The following is a 13,350-nucleotide window of genomic DNA, read 5'->3' as shown; positions in this document are numbered from 1 at the left end:
GATATCAGGTTCAACAGCGGTTGGGTCAAATACAGTCTGTCCGAGGTGTACAGCCCCAATAACTGCCTTGCAATTGCTAGAAATTTTTCCCACTGCCCTGCCATCAGATTTAGAAATAGTAGCTAAAACCTATACCACTTATATGCAAAAAATGAAGATGGATACTTGTTGGAACAAAGCACATTTTTTTACGCAAACGAAGGTTGAAACAGGAGGTTCTTTAAAATTTAGAGAAGGCGAAGATTTATCTTATAAAACCAAAGAACGATTGATACATGTTTTCTGGGATCGGTTTTTATTACTTGACGACAAACAAATTCCAATCGTCAATTCAAAAGCTTTGTATAAAGATCATTTAAATAGGGAATACAAAAACAAAGAGGCTTACGAAAAAGTAATAGAAATCTTTGATACCCCACTCAAAGATAACCAACGAGCAAAAAGCATAGCCAATTATGTCTATGCAGATAGCAATGACCAACGGAAGAGGCATAATCTAGGAAATACAGAAGTTGGGGATGGCTGGCGATTCCGAGGACGAGCTTTGCCTCAAGTGACAGGGCGAGCGAATTATACAAACATCCAAAATGAGTTAAGAAAATATGACAGTACCTTGGATATTCTTACCGATAAAGGGTTAGCCGAACTAAATAAAAAAGCCGATTTACTCGTTTTGTTTTCAATGTTGCATTGGAAAAATATCATATTGAATGAATATTCCAATCTTGAAGACCAGGCAACGGAGATTAGTATAAAAATAGGAGGCAATATGGCGTATAAAGAGAAAGTGAACGTATTTAATTCAGAGGTCTCTAAAAAGTTTCAAACCCAAGCATGCACGTTTAGTTATTTTTCAGATCAAGGGGATGGTGTGTTGGAACTGATGCGAAGGTTTGTGGAACAAGGTTGGACTTATAGCCAAAAAGGGTCTAGAAAAGGAGTGAAATACAAAGACATTATTGGGGTAGATTGCTCTGAAGTTGTGGCGCTGTATTTATACCATTTGGGTATTGTAAATGAACCCATTGCCCTACATACAGGTGTAATGACGACAGAATCTGCTTTTAGAAAAGCAGTTGGTAAAACAAACGCAGATGTTTGTACACTCGATCATGTAGAAGGAAAAAACGGAGTATTCGATCCAAATTTTGAACCTCAACGCGGGGATGTATTTGTCTGGCGAAGAGATAAAGGAGACGGCCATACAGGGATTGTTTATGCTTATGATAAAAAAACGAAAATAGTAACGATACTTGAGGCTATTACGAGTAGTGCGGATATGAGTACCTATGTTGCTACTAAATATCCTTATTTAAGCGATAAAGAAAAGATTAAAAAAGAAAAAAGTGGAAATGAAAAAAATAAAACGAGAATTTCTTATTATCAATTAAAGGGGAGTGCTTTAGAAAAACATGAGGGTTGGAAAGGGTATTTTCGCCCAAAGCAGTATAAAAGAAAACTATAAATTATGATAGAAAAAATAGCATACTCTTTATTCGTCTGTTGTGTAATACTTGGATGTAAAGGTCAACCAAAAGAAATAGAAAAACCAAAAACCAAAGAGCAAGTAGAACAAAAAAAAAGGCATTGGTGGGAACTTCCCCAATATGTCGCTAAAGATGATTCAACATTTAGAGAAGTTATGAAAGGTAGAGAGGAGAAATATCAACAAGCGTTGCGTAAAATATATACTGCGGGATTAGGAGGTCCTCCAGATTACGGATTTAATGAATCAGACTATAGTTTAAATGAAATGAATTTAATTGATGAATTATATTATGAAGGATTAAAGGTACATGGTTTTCAACCACCAAGTGAAGAAATTTTTGCCAAGCGAATCAAAGAAATCTTTGACGTAGATATTGAAGCGGATTATACGGCGAATCCAAGAGTAGTAAAACAAGGGCAATTTCTAATTTTAATTAGTAAACTTTACATCAACGACCTATATGAAAAGGTTCCAATGCTGAGGTTTAAGGAAGGTAATTTTATCATAGATTTAAAAAATAAACATATTCTAGATTGGTTTTTAATTGGAGAGAAAAATGATGATTATAATGAAACTTACTATGATTTTGAAGTAGGAGGAAGGGATGTATCATTTCAAAACTATATTTTTTACGATAGTGAAGCAGGTTTAAATGCGATTTATACAAATTACCTTCAAGACTTGATTAAATACGCGAACTACGACAACTTCCCTTCAGCCTATGACAATGTATTTAAAAAAATCCAGAGAGATTGCATGCAAGAATACAAAGAAGCAAGTGCCCGTACCCGCGAAGGTTGGGATTACCGCATGTATGATCGCTTGTTTTTTAGCAGAGGCTTTGATGGCAAGCTCAAAGTCAAGAAAAAAATGCTAGCGGCAGCAGTAGAATTAGCCCAAGAAGAGGAAGCTTATATCCAAGTTCCCTTGGGTTACTATTTCATTCAAATGACCACCGATTATATTGCCAATGAATATGCGGCAGCTGATGGAGAAGTAAATAATTACTTCAAGGAATGTGAACCCTACTATACCCCAGAAGAACGCGCCATGATTTGGGTGTATACCGCCTTATTAGAATTAAATATTCCCCCAAAATCCAACCGTCAGACCCCCTATGACTTTATTAGTTTAGCCACTCAATATCCCAACTTGTACGAAGTAGCCAAAACCCATGATTTCTTTGGAGAAGATATGCAGGAAGTTTTGGATTACCTGCAATAACAAAGCAGCTACCTCAAGATTGAAGTAGCTGCTTTTGTATTTCTAATTGGATAGGCAATCCTAGTTTATTTATTTGTATTAGGTTCCCATTTCTATTTCATCCCAGTTTGAGTTTCCATCGAGAAGCCACTCCAAGGCACGACGACGTTCATAGACAATGCCTTCATTAATGACAGCCTCTTTTTCTTGTAAACGTTCATCCACACAATACCAGTGCAGGCGGAAGTAATAATCTAACATGGTATATAATTCCTCTGCTGTATGCATCGTTTTGATTTGATTCAAGATAGCATTGTCTTCTCCTTCTTCCAAATTCGGAAGCATAGAAGCCATGGACTCCTCATTCCATTGCGTTTCATCCAAATCGGGAATCATTTGAGTCGCCCACATCAAAGCCCATAAGCCTTCCAGATACCAACGCAGAGTATTGATTTCATATTGATCTAGATCTGCTTGAGTTTTTCCTAGAATTTCTCTTTCCCAATCCGATAAATAAACAGTCAATTGGTTGTCTTCAATCCATTGTTGAACGGTAGCTACAGGCGCATCAAATGAAATGTTAATCAAAGCATTCATCACTGACATACGGCCAATGAGTTCCTCTTGACTGCGCAAGTTTGGATCTTCCATAATTGGCAACCAATCAATACAGCGGTATTTTTTTGCTGTAATACGCGCAATATTCGCTTCTTTAATTGTCAAGCGTTGTTCTTCTTTTAAGGTCATGGTCCTTGTTTTTTGTAAAGGTAAATGAAATTAAGGATGTTTTGTTTGTATATTTTCTTCAAATGCATCCATGATTTTTGAATACCGTTCCACATGTAAATCATGGCCCATATTGTCAATCAATACAAGTTTCGAATGTGCAATAGATGCATGTAAATCTAAGGCGTGCTCTTTCGGAAAGACGGGGTCAATTGTTCCGTGGATAAGTAAGGTCGGACAACTGATTTGCTTTGTTATTTCGGGTGCATAAGGAGTGAATCCTATTGCTATAATGTGCATGAGCGTATTGTTGGGCTTTTTGTTGCGTTGATAATCCTCCTCAATTAAATCGATTTCTTCCTGTTCAAGAAAGGGTAAATCGGTGCTTGAAATGCGTTTGATAAAAGCCAATCTCTTCCTGAGGTGCTTGTTTTTATCTCGTTGGTAAGAAGGCAACGGAGCCATCATTTGTTGCATCACATCGGGCATTGTTGGCGGCAAGGAAGGATGAAGGGAGGTAGACATAATAACCGTTAATGACAACGTTCGCTCTTTGTATGTGCTCGCTATAATTTGTCCAACAATTCCACCCATCGAGCGCCCTATGATATGCGCTTTTTCTATTTGGAGCTGGTCTAATAACGCTACCGCATCCGCTGCTAAATCGTACAAGGAATAAAAAGGAGCTTCTATTTTTCCTTTGCCAAGTACTTCCATTACCTCAGCGATATCCGTGGGCACATGCTTCGCAAAGGTCGAGCATCCCGTATCTCTGTGGTCGTAGCGGATTACATAAAACCCGCGTTGAGCAAGCTGATTGCAAAAAGAAGAAGTCCAACGGGTCATGGCTGTACCCAAACCACCAAGTAGCAAGACGCAGGGATGAAGCCGTTCCCCAAATGTTTGATAACAGAGGGATATTTGTTTCGTTTGTATTGTTTTCATAGTAGTCATGCCTGCGTTTTAAGTTAAAAAGAGCTACTCTCTCCATCAATTTGCTTGAATAATTCTGTGATTGCTTGTAGTTGATTCGCCTTAAGTTTTGGAAGAAGATCTTGAGCTAGGCCTTCTGCCGTTACTTTCGCTTCTTCATATACGCGTTGTCCCGTTGTTGTCAGCACTACATAACTAACCCGGGCATCTCTGGCATTGCTTTCTCGACCTACCAAGCCATTTTTTTCTAAGGGACTTAAAAGACGCGTTACGCCTGAAGGAGTTAAGCCAATGCGATGGGCTAAGTCAATTCTCCGCATTCGATGTTCTTGACCCGCAGCGAGGAGATGCAATAACATAAAATCGGTATAACTCAGACCGTGTATACTCAAACGATCAAATTTTCTTTGCAGAATAGATTGCGTTTTTGTAAGGTTAAATAACAATTTTAAAGCTTCGTTAATCATGTGATAAATGTTTGATTAGTCAAGTACTTTTCAAAAGTAAATAGAAATAATAAATGCACAAAGCAATACCTGTGAAATTTATCTTATAGGTATTGTATGTTTTTGACAGACCTAGGATTTGGTTGCGCTAAAAGTGTAACCGATGTTGTTCTTTCAACTTGAGATTGCGAAAAAATAAACCATTTTCTTGTCTATTTAAAAAAAATAAATATCTTTGTATCGTAATATTGCGATGATAAGTACAGGTAAGAAACTATGGGAATCACAAAATCAGAATTATTTAGCGAAAAGAAAAATCGTTTAGCTACGCAGTTTAAGGTTTTAGGAAATCCGGCTCGGTTGGCTATTTTACAATATGTAATTAATCAAAAAACGTGTATTTGCACGGATTTAGTGGAGGAATTGGGATTAGCACAAGCAACGATTTCTCAACACTTAAAAGAGTTAAAAAACATCGGACTATTAAAGGGAACCGTAGAAGGAAAATCGGTTTGTTATTGTATCGATGAAGACGTTTGGAAAGAATTCGCCAGTGAATTTAGTGCGTTTTTTGGACAATCTATTCCCAAAGAGGAATGCTGTTAAGCCCTTTTTTTAAAGTAACGTATCGTAATATTGCGATTATAATATAAAAGATAAAAAGATGAAACTATCAGAAGTAAAAGACGTATTAGTCGGTTTGGAAAAAGTAGATTTTCAATTGGAAGATGGCACTTTTGTACCAGAACATTTTCACGTGACAGAAGTAGGTCAAGTAGAAAAAAAATACATTGACTGTGGGGGGGTGATTCGCGCCGAAAAGAAAGTGAGTTTTCAGTTGTGGAATGCCAACGATTACGAACATCGATTAAAAGCGGGAAAACTGCTTAATATTATTCATTTATCCGAAAGTAAACTCGGTATTGAGGATGGAGAAGTAGAAGTAGAATTTCAAGGAAAAACAACCATAGGAAAATACAATCTAGCATTTAATGGCGAACATTTTATACTGGTTCATACACTAACGGCTTGTTTAGCTGAGGATGCATGTGGAATTCAACCAGGAGAGTTGCCAAATACGAGTGCTACTTCTTGCGAACCAGGAGGTGGGTGTTGTTAAGATGTATCCAGAATTAGTAGCAACAATAGCATCTTTTCAAATAGGAATGGATTTAAAGGAGGAAAGAAAAGATATATTATTGGGTTTAGCCCAATCCATTGACCGAGAAAGGAAAGCCCAGCAGTCCGTCAATCTGATGTTTATTTGTACACATAACTCTAGACGAAGTCAATTTGCACAAATATGGGCTCAGGCAGCGGTGGCCTATTATGAGTTGGATAATATCCTATGTTATTCTGGTGGAACAGAAGAAACTGTGCTTTTTGAAGGGGTAGTAGAAACTTTACAACACCAAGGTTTTTTTATTGGAGTTGTTGCACAGGGTGCAAATCCTATTTATAGTATTAAGTATGAACCGAATGGTGTACCTATACTTGGTTTTTCAAAACGGTATACTAGTTTTTTCCATCCCGCAGATCAATTTATAGCAATTATGACTTGCTCACAAGCAACCGATGCATGTCCTTTTGTATCAGGAGCGAAGCAAAGTATAGCTTTAGCATACGAAGATCCACAGGTATTTGATGGGCAATATGAACAAAAAGCAATGTATAGTAAGAAGAGTCTCGAAATAGCAAAAGAGATATTTTATGTTTTTGCTCAATTAAAAAAATAAAAATGCAAACAAGCATGAAACTTCTAGATAGATATTTAACCCTTTGGATTTTTATAGCCATGGGACTAGGTATTTTGTTGGGTAACTTTTTCCCTGATCTACCTTTGGCAATCGATAAGTTAAGGATAGGTAGTACTAATATTCCTTTAGCTATTGGATTAATTATCATGATGTACCCTCCTTTAGCTAAAGTAAATTACACGCTATTACCTCGGGCATTTAAAGATACAAAAGTATTGAGTCTTTCCTTAGTTTTGAATTGGATCATAGGCCCTATTTTGATGTTTAGTTTAGCGCTCCTGTTTTTGCGCAATCAGCCTGATTTAATGGTAGGTGTTATTTTAATTGGTTTGGCTCGCTGTATTGCCATGGTTATTGTATGGAATGATTTAGCTCAGGGAAATAGAGAATATGCGGCCTTACTTATTGCATTGAATAGTCTATTTCAGCTGTTGTTTTACAGCGTATTAGTTTGGTTGTTTGTCCAGGTTCTACCGGCTTATTTTGGGGTGCATACGTATCGTATTTCTATTGATATGAAGGAGGTTATACACAGTGTTGCAGTCTATTTGGGAATTCCTTTTTTAGCTGGTTTTCTAAGTCATAAATATCTTTTGAAATACAAAGGAGAGGTGTGGTATAATCGAAAATACCTTCCTTTTATCGCTCCATTTACGCTTTGCGCTTTATTGTTTACGATTGTATTCATGTTCAGTCTAAAAGGAGAACAAATTGTACAATTACCTAACCAAGTACTGCAAGTAGCTGTTCCTTTGGTTATTTATTTTGTACTGATGTTTTTTATTAGTTTTTTTATAAATAAGGCTATGGGGGTACCTTACGACAAAAATGCAGCCATCGCTTTTACAGCAACGGGAAATAATTTTGAACTAGCTATTGCTGTGGCCATCGCTGTATTTGGTATTCACTCTCCTCAAGCCTTTGTGGGGGTTATAGGTCCTTTGATTGAAGTGCCAATTTTAATTCTATTAGTTCGCGCGAGTTTGGCATTGAAAAAAAGGTATTAACCTCTAAATAGTTTTGTTTGGCGTTGTCAACGCATTGTTTGTGCTTTGCTAAAGGGAAATATTCAGCATCTGATTTTTAAAGTAATCGCTGCCGATTTACTTTTCTCATCGATGAGGTTACTAGTCTTTGAGTATTTGTGTAGGATTTAGATACACTTTTAATTTCCTCCTTCTTTATTTGCTTTGAAATAGAGAAGGAGGAAATTTAGTTTTAAGACTGTGCCCAGTAAAATTCACAGTTGTCATTAAATTCATTTTCACCCACCTGAAAGAGTACGAGTTTATCCGAGGCTATTACTTCTTCAATTTCTTCTTTACTTAATTGGCAATGCGTAAAAACACCAAAGGTTTTATCGTACATTCGTTTACAATTAAAATAAAAGATTAAAGTTAAGTAGTAAAAGTACAAATGAGTGCATCGATTAGTAAAAAAACACGCTGGACAACCTTCTTGTTCCATAGTGTACGCTTTCTCGCTTTAGGGTATATTCAGGCAATTATTGCTATGCGTTCACTGAAAGATCAACCTTCAAGTAACCTTTCTTTTGCGTTTTATACGGATGTGTTTTTTGCCGTAGGGATTACGACGGTGCTTTATCTTTTTGTTTTTCTATTCCTTCAACGCATCAAACAAATACCGATACAGCTTATTGTTCACGGTATTTTTGTGTGCTTGCTGTGGTTCTGGATCGATTGGAGCATCTTCGAAGATCGAGAAGCCGGTTGGAGTACCTATACAACCCTAGAATCATTACACGCCACTTGGGGCTTTAGTTTTTGGTGGATTATAGGCGGTTGTGCGCTGTTTTTATGGGGGAGTTGGAGAGATAAAAAATAGCCAATTAAACCCGATTTTAAGAGAGGGTGTGTTTAATTCGTTGATACAAATAGATGATATTGACTCGTGCTATTTCTCTTTTCCTGTATAGAGACCCAAATACTCCAAAAGTGAATGCGTTCAATATTCCACGTAGAGGGAAGCGTAAAATGAAGCCGCCCAAGCTGACGTTCCCCTGCATTTCTAATTTCATAAAATTCATCTCGCTCATCCTGATATGCAATGAGCATCAATTGATCCTCTGCTTGAGCGAGAATATTAACCAAATGCGTGTCCCAAGAAAGAACAAAAGTATGCCCTTCTACGTGCTTATACTCCTGCATAGGCGCAGCAGGCAACGTACCAATCGCTAATAAAACCCGATCGATGATAATACAAGGCGTATGGTCGATAAATTCAATTCCTTGTTTCATCAACAGTGAGATGAGTTGTTCTTTACCCGTCACTTGCTTGTCATTCCGTACTAGTTCAGGATAATAAAGCGTAGCAATAGTTCGAACTTTGTTTACAAAGCTGGAAGCCAAACTCAGTTTATCGCGTTGGGCTTGTTGCGCCGGTGAAGTGTGTTGATGGGGCTTTTGAGGTTTCGCTCGCAAAAAGTCTCTCCCTCTCCATTGAAAACCTACAACATTCCCTATTTTTCCAGTTACTCCCCCAAAAATTCCCTTTTTAATTTCTGCCATTTCTTATCTTTTTAGTTTAACAAGATAGGGAGAAGAATGAAAAATAAAATTCATTTATCAAAGACCAAAAAGGAAAAGACAGATAAAAATCAAAGGGTTTATAAGAATAAAAATTATTCAAATTAACCATTCAACTTGCTTTTGCGACCCATAACGTAATACGACGCCTTAACCTTTCGTTGGGGTTAACTAGGGGATTCCTTAAAGAATCCTTGGACAATACCTGAAACTCGCTTCGACAAAATAGGGCTTGGCCCTTGTAAAGTCAAGGAATTGTTGAAGGATACTCGAAGGTGGGTGGGGGATGATGTAATAGAATATGAGATTAATATACTTTTATCTGATAATTTTTGAAAGTTATTTAATAAAGTATTTATTTACTTATTTTTTCTGTATAAAGGCACTTGGAAATTGGGTATTTTAATTTAACGTCATTTCAATAATCTTCTTAAGAAAATTAAATTGTAAGATGGGTTAACTTCATCTAGTCAATCATTATAAAACTGTGTTTTTTCAAATTTTTGGTGAATAAGATTAATTAGTTTGTACTTAATAAAATTTAAATATGAGTTTTTTAAACAAAAAGTTTTTTGCACTTCATTTTATATCATTTCATGTATTAGTTTCTATTCCGTATTTTTGTTTCTTTTAGATAAAGAAAGTAAATTAAAATGATAGAGGATAAACGAGTTTCGTTGAAAGATATTAGAAGTAATAAGAAAATAGTTATACCAGATATAGCTATTAAAGAAGCTGTTATAAGTCATTATTATAATGACTGTGATGAGAATAATTCGTATAAATCTCATGCATTGTCATTTGAAAAAGAAATTATAAATGATTATTTAGTAGCATCAGACTTAGATTGTACAGTTAAAGATACTTCTTTACAATATTCCTTATTTGTAGAAAATAAAGCACCATTTAAAAGTCCACAAAATGATAATTTTAAATTTATAGATCTTTTTGCAGGTATTGGAGGAATTAGGATGGCATTTCAAAATGTAGGAGGTAAATGTGTTTTTAGTAGTGAATTAGATACATATGCACAGCTTACTTATTACACTAATTATGGTGAAATTCCATTTGGGGATATTACAAAGGAGGATGTAAAGCAATATATTCCTAATGATTTTGATATATTATGTGCGGGTTTTCCTTGTCAAGCTTTTTCGATAGCAGGAAAGAGAGGTGGATTTGAAGATACTAGAGGAACTTTATTTTTTGATGTTGCTGAGATTATTCAAAGAAAGCAACCTAAAGCCTTTTTTTTAGAAAATGTAAAAGGGCTAAAAAGTCATGATCAAGGTAAAACTTTAGCTACAATACTTCATACTTTAAGAGAAGATTTAGGTTATTTTGTACCAGAACCTCAAGTATTAAATGCAAAAGATTTTGGTGTACCGCAAAATAGAGAACGTATTTTTATAGTTGGTTTTAGGAAAGATTTGAATATAGCTTCTTTTGAATATCCTAAACCTCTTAATATATCAGTTTCTATTGCTGATATATTAGAAGATAAGGTTGTCCCAACAAAGTATTATTTATCAACGCAGTATTTATCAACCTTAGAAGACCATAAATCTCGTCATGCAAGTAAAGGAAATGGATTTGGTTATGAAATTATAAAAGATTCAGGAATCGCAAATGCAATAGTTGTTGGAGGAATGGGACGTGAGCGTAATTTAGTAAAAGACTTTAGAATTACTGATTTTACACCTACAACACATATAAAAGGAGTAGTAAATAGAGAGGGAATTCGAAAAATGACCCCAAGAGAATGGGCAAGATTACAAGGATTTCCTGATAGTTTTATTATTCCTGTTTCTGATGCAGCAGCTTATAAACAATTTGGAAATTCAGTTGCAATTCCTGCTGTTCAAGCTACAGCGATGGAAATCATTAATTTAATAAAAAAGAGTTTATGATAAAAGGGAATAAAGGAGAGTGGAGTGAGGTTTATGCATTATTTAAAATGTTAAGTGATAAAAAACTTACAGTTGGCGATAGTGAACTGAATCAGATTACGAATTTAGTATATCCTATTATAAGTGTTTTAAGAGCTGAAGGAGATGGTGTTATAGATTTTAGTTATGATAAAAATATTGTTTTAATTAATAATAAAAAGGAAGAATTTAGAATAGAAATTTTAGAATTTGAGCATTATGCAAGGTTGTTACTGCAAATTTTGAAAAGTAATGTGACTGGTGTCTTCGCAATAAATGTAATAGAATCCTTTTTAAATTCATTCTCTTGTTTTTCCATAAAAGCTAAATCAACATTAAAAAGTGATATTCAGGTTGTAATACATGATTATCATACAGGAATAACGCCAACGTTAGGATTTAGTATAAAGTCAAAATTAGGAGGAGCATCCACGTTATTAAATGCTGGAAAAACAACAAATTTTGTATTTAAAGTAGTTGATTTTAAAGATGATGATAATATTATTGAGTCAGTTAATTCTATTACTAGTAAAAATAAGATACAAGATAGAATTAGTTATATTGAGGAGAATGGAGGGAAATTTTTATTTTCCAAAATGGAAAACTCAATTTTTTATAATAATTTAGTTCTTATCGATAGTGGTTTACCAATAATTGTAGCTAATGCTTTATTGATTTATTTTACTACGAAATTGAGCCGTTTAGCTGACATAGCAAAAATAGTAGATGAGTTGAATCCTTTGTTTTTTGATATAGATCAAGGACATCCTTTTTATGTCTATAAAATTAAAAAAATGCTGACTGATATAGCATTAGGCATGATGCCTTCTAAAGTATGGGATGGTAAGTACGATGCTACAGGTGGATATCTAGTTGTAAAAGAAGATGGAGATTTGTTGTGTTATCATATTTATAATAAAAGTGAATTTGAGGATTATTTATTTTCAAATACAAGATTTGAGACGGCAAGTAGTTCTCGACACGATTTTGGATTGTTATATAAGGAAAATGGTAAGTTGTTTTTTAAACTAAATCTTCAGATTCGATTTTTATAATTGATTAATTATTTCGAGTAGAAGATATTAGTTAATTATTTTTAATAAAGTGTTACTAGACTTTTATTTGTTGACATACGCTATAATATCTCTGAGTTGTTGAGGATGTCTAATATAAAATTATAGTTCTCATGTGCTACTAAGTACTAAAAAAAATTAAGAAATCAATAGAAAAGATGTTTTGAAAGAAACAAAGTTTTTTATGCCTAATTCAAAAGTTCCAATCGTTCATTTTAAATTTCAATTAGAGCAACCAGTTATAGATGAATTATATGATTATATTACATCAAGAGTAATAAAAGAGACCAAAGAATAAGAATTACAAATAGACGATATCATCTAAAGGCAGAGGATTGAGAAACTAACCCCTTATGCATTAAATAGAACATATGCTACATTTAAAGTAAACAACCAACCATGAAATACCACCTGTTTATTTTTCTATTCTTGTTTTTGGGACAAGTAACCCAAGCCCAAACACTCCTAGCTGCACCCCAATTGACTGCTTCACAAAAAGCTGAGCAAGACCGTATTATAGCAACCTATGCCACCAATAAAGCCCATCACTACAATTACAACCTAGAGATGAATAAGTGGCAAGCAGCTTTAGATGAAGGTTTAGCTCAAGATTCGACTATTGCCTATTTGTGGCAACAAAAAGCCATGCCTTATTTCAAGAGCAGAAAATACGAAGTAGGGATGGCCTATTTAGACAAAGCCGTACAGTACGATTCCAAGCGGTATTTGCCCTATCGCGCCTTTATCAAATGTATCTTTTCAAAAACCTACCGCGAGGCCATTCGCGATTTCGAAACCTGTTTAGCCCAAGGGGGGGATAGCTATGAAATGGATCATACCTATACTTTTTACCTTGGACTTTCCCATTTACAGCTCAATGAATTCGACAAAGCCGAAGCCTATTTATTACAAGCAGTGGCTCGACAACGAGAAATATTTCCAGAAGTACATCACCTTGATTTGTTTTATTTGGGAATCGTTTGCTATGAACAAGAGCGCTACCACGAAGCCATAGTCTATTTTGACCAAGCGATAGCGGGTTATAAAGAATTTTCTGAGGCCTATTATTACAAAGCACTGTGTCAACTAAAAGAACAAGATGAAGCATCCGCCAAGCAGGCTTTTGCTCTTTACAGGGACTACAGTCAAAAAGGATTTTTTATGGATGAAGCCAATGCCATTTATGAATTGTATCCCTATCAGTTGAGTAAATAAGCGACAAAGTAAAATATTGCAAATTATTCCCTGT

The 13,350-nt window shown here is 35.2% G+C and carries 14 protein-coding genes and 1 pseudogene; 10 read left to right on the top strand and 5 right to left on the bottom strand.

Annotated elements, in window-relative coordinates; genetic code table 11:
* Together ACMHJ2_RS10410 and ACMHJ2_RS10405 are read left to right on the top strand one after the other, a co-directional pair.
* A pseudogene (locus tag ACMHJ2_RS10410) lies at positions 1 to 1,465 on the top strand (hypothetical protein); the annotation flags it as partial.
* A 3-nt stretch (positions 1,466 to 1,468) separates the two neighbouring features.
* Entirely contained in the window at positions 1,469 to 2,713 is a 1,245-nt protein-coding gene (locus tag ACMHJ2_RS10405; protein ID WP_413512835.1) for a hypothetical protein, read from the top strand.
* 78 nt (positions 2,714 to 2,791) lie between these two features.
* Here the strand turns inward: ACMHJ2_RS10405 and ACMHJ2_RS10400 are convergent, their stop codons facing one another.
* Genes ACMHJ2_RS10400 through ACMHJ2_RS10390 form a run of 3 tightly spaced genes read right to left on the bottom strand, consistent with a single transcriptional unit; the run spans position 2,792 to position 4,818 of the window.
* The gene (locus ACMHJ2_RS10400) at positions 2,792 to 3,439 is read right to left on the bottom strand and encodes a DUF4272 domain-containing protein (RefSeq protein ID WP_413512834.1); all 648 of its coding nucleotides are present in this window, start codon (positions 3,437 to 3,439) and stop codon (positions 2,792 to 2,794) included.
* A 30-nt stretch (positions 3,440 to 3,469) separates the two neighbouring features.
* Positions 3,470 to 4,363, bottom strand: a complete 894-nt coding sequence (locus tag ACMHJ2_RS10395) for an alpha/beta fold hydrolase (RefSeq protein WP_413512833.1) — start codon at positions 4,361 to 4,363, stop codon at positions 3,470 to 3,472.
* Positions 4,364 to 4,386: 23 nt separating this feature from the next.
* Entirely contained in the window at positions 4,387 to 4,818 is a 432-nt protein-coding gene (locus ACMHJ2_RS10390) for a MarR family winged helix-turn-helix transcriptional regulator (protein WP_413512832.1), read from the bottom strand.
* 255 nt (positions 4,819 to 5,073) lie between these two features.
* On the opposite strand from ACMHJ2_RS10390, the gene ACMHJ2_RS10385 reads away from it, so the two are divergent.
* The 4 genes from ACMHJ2_RS10385 to arsB are packed head-to-tail and all read left to right on the top strand — an operon-like array spanning position 5,074 to position 7,561.
* On the top strand, positions 5,074 to 5,403 hold the full coding sequence (locus ACMHJ2_RS10385) for an ArsR/SmtB family transcription factor (protein ID WP_413512831.1): 330 nt from the start codon (positions 5,074 to 5,076) through the stop codon (positions 5,401 to 5,403).
* A gap of 58 nt (positions 5,404 to 5,461) precedes the next feature.
* Positions 5,462 to 5,917, top strand: a complete 456-nt coding sequence (locus tag ACMHJ2_RS10380; RefSeq protein ID WP_413512830.1) for a DUF6428 family protein — start codon at positions 5,462 to 5,464, stop codon at positions 5,915 to 5,917.
* A 1-nt stretch (position 5,918) separates the two neighbouring features.
* On the top strand, positions 5,919 to 6,533 hold the full coding sequence (locus ACMHJ2_RS10375; protein WP_413512829.1) for a low molecular weight phosphatase family protein: 615 nt from the start codon (positions 5,919 to 5,921) through the stop codon (positions 6,531 to 6,533).
* Between the two features lie 2 nt (positions 6,534 to 6,535).
* Complete coding sequence (gene arsB, locus ACMHJ2_RS10370) at positions 6,536 to 7,561, top strand: ACR3 family arsenite efflux transporter (protein WP_413512828.1); 1,026 nt, start codon at positions 6,536 to 6,538, stop codon at positions 7,559 to 7,561.
* A 211-nt stretch (positions 7,562 to 7,772) separates the two neighbouring features.
* Here arsB and ACMHJ2_RS10365 read toward each other — a convergent pair whose 3' ends face one another.
* Positions 7,773 to 7,922, bottom strand: a complete 150-nt coding sequence (locus tag ACMHJ2_RS10365; protein WP_413512827.1) for a hypothetical protein — start codon at positions 7,920 to 7,922, stop codon at positions 7,773 to 7,775.
* Positions 7,923 to 7,970: 48 nt separating this feature from the next.
* On the opposite strand from ACMHJ2_RS10365, the gene ACMHJ2_RS10360 reads away from it, so the two are divergent.
* Complete coding sequence (locus ACMHJ2_RS10360; protein ID WP_413512826.1) at positions 7,971 to 8,399, top strand: hypothetical protein; 429 nt, start codon at positions 7,971 to 7,973, stop codon at positions 8,397 to 8,399.
* A gap of 32 nt (positions 8,400 to 8,431) precedes the next feature.
* On the opposite strand, the gene ACMHJ2_RS10355 is transcribed toward ACMHJ2_RS10360, so the two are convergent.
* Entirely contained in the window at positions 8,432 to 9,082 is a 651-nt protein-coding gene (locus tag ACMHJ2_RS10355) for a DUF6266 family protein (RefSeq protein ID WP_413512825.1), read from the bottom strand.
* Positions 9,083 to 9,753: 671 nt separating this feature from the next.
* Between ACMHJ2_RS10355 and ACMHJ2_RS10350 the strand changes: the two genes are divergently transcribed.
* The 3 genes from ACMHJ2_RS10350 (at position 9,754) to ACMHJ2_RS10340 (ending at position 13,316) form a co-directional block, all read left to right on the top strand.
* Positions 9,754 to 11,010: a DNA cytosine methyltransferase gene (locus tag ACMHJ2_RS10350; protein WP_413512824.1), complete on the top strand. Its 1,257-nt coding sequence runs from the start codon at positions 9,754 to 9,756 to the stop codon at positions 11,008 to 11,010.
* On the top strand, positions 11,007 to 12,083 hold the full coding sequence (locus tag ACMHJ2_RS10345; RefSeq protein WP_413512823.1) for an HpaII family restriction endonuclease: 1,077 nt from the start codon (positions 11,007 to 11,009) through the stop codon (positions 12,081 to 12,083). The genes ACMHJ2_RS10350 and ACMHJ2_RS10345 overlap by 4 nt, the downstream gene beginning before the upstream one ends.
* A gap of 417 nt (positions 12,084 to 12,500) precedes the next feature.
* Complete coding sequence (locus ACMHJ2_RS10340) at positions 12,501 to 13,316, top strand: tetratricopeptide repeat protein (RefSeq protein ID WP_413512822.1); 816 nt, start codon at positions 12,501 to 12,503, stop codon at positions 13,314 to 13,316.
* The last annotated feature ends 34 nt before the right edge of the window (positions 13,317 to 13,350 follow it).

This window comes from Myroides odoratus (genome assembly GCF_965118575.1).
Classification (GTDB): domain Bacteria; phylum Bacteroidota; class Bacteroidia; order Flavobacteriales; family Flavobacteriaceae; genus Flavobacterium; species Flavobacterium odoratum_B.
Note: the sequence above shows the minus strand (reverse complement) of the source record. Positions and strands in the feature narration are given on the sequence as shown.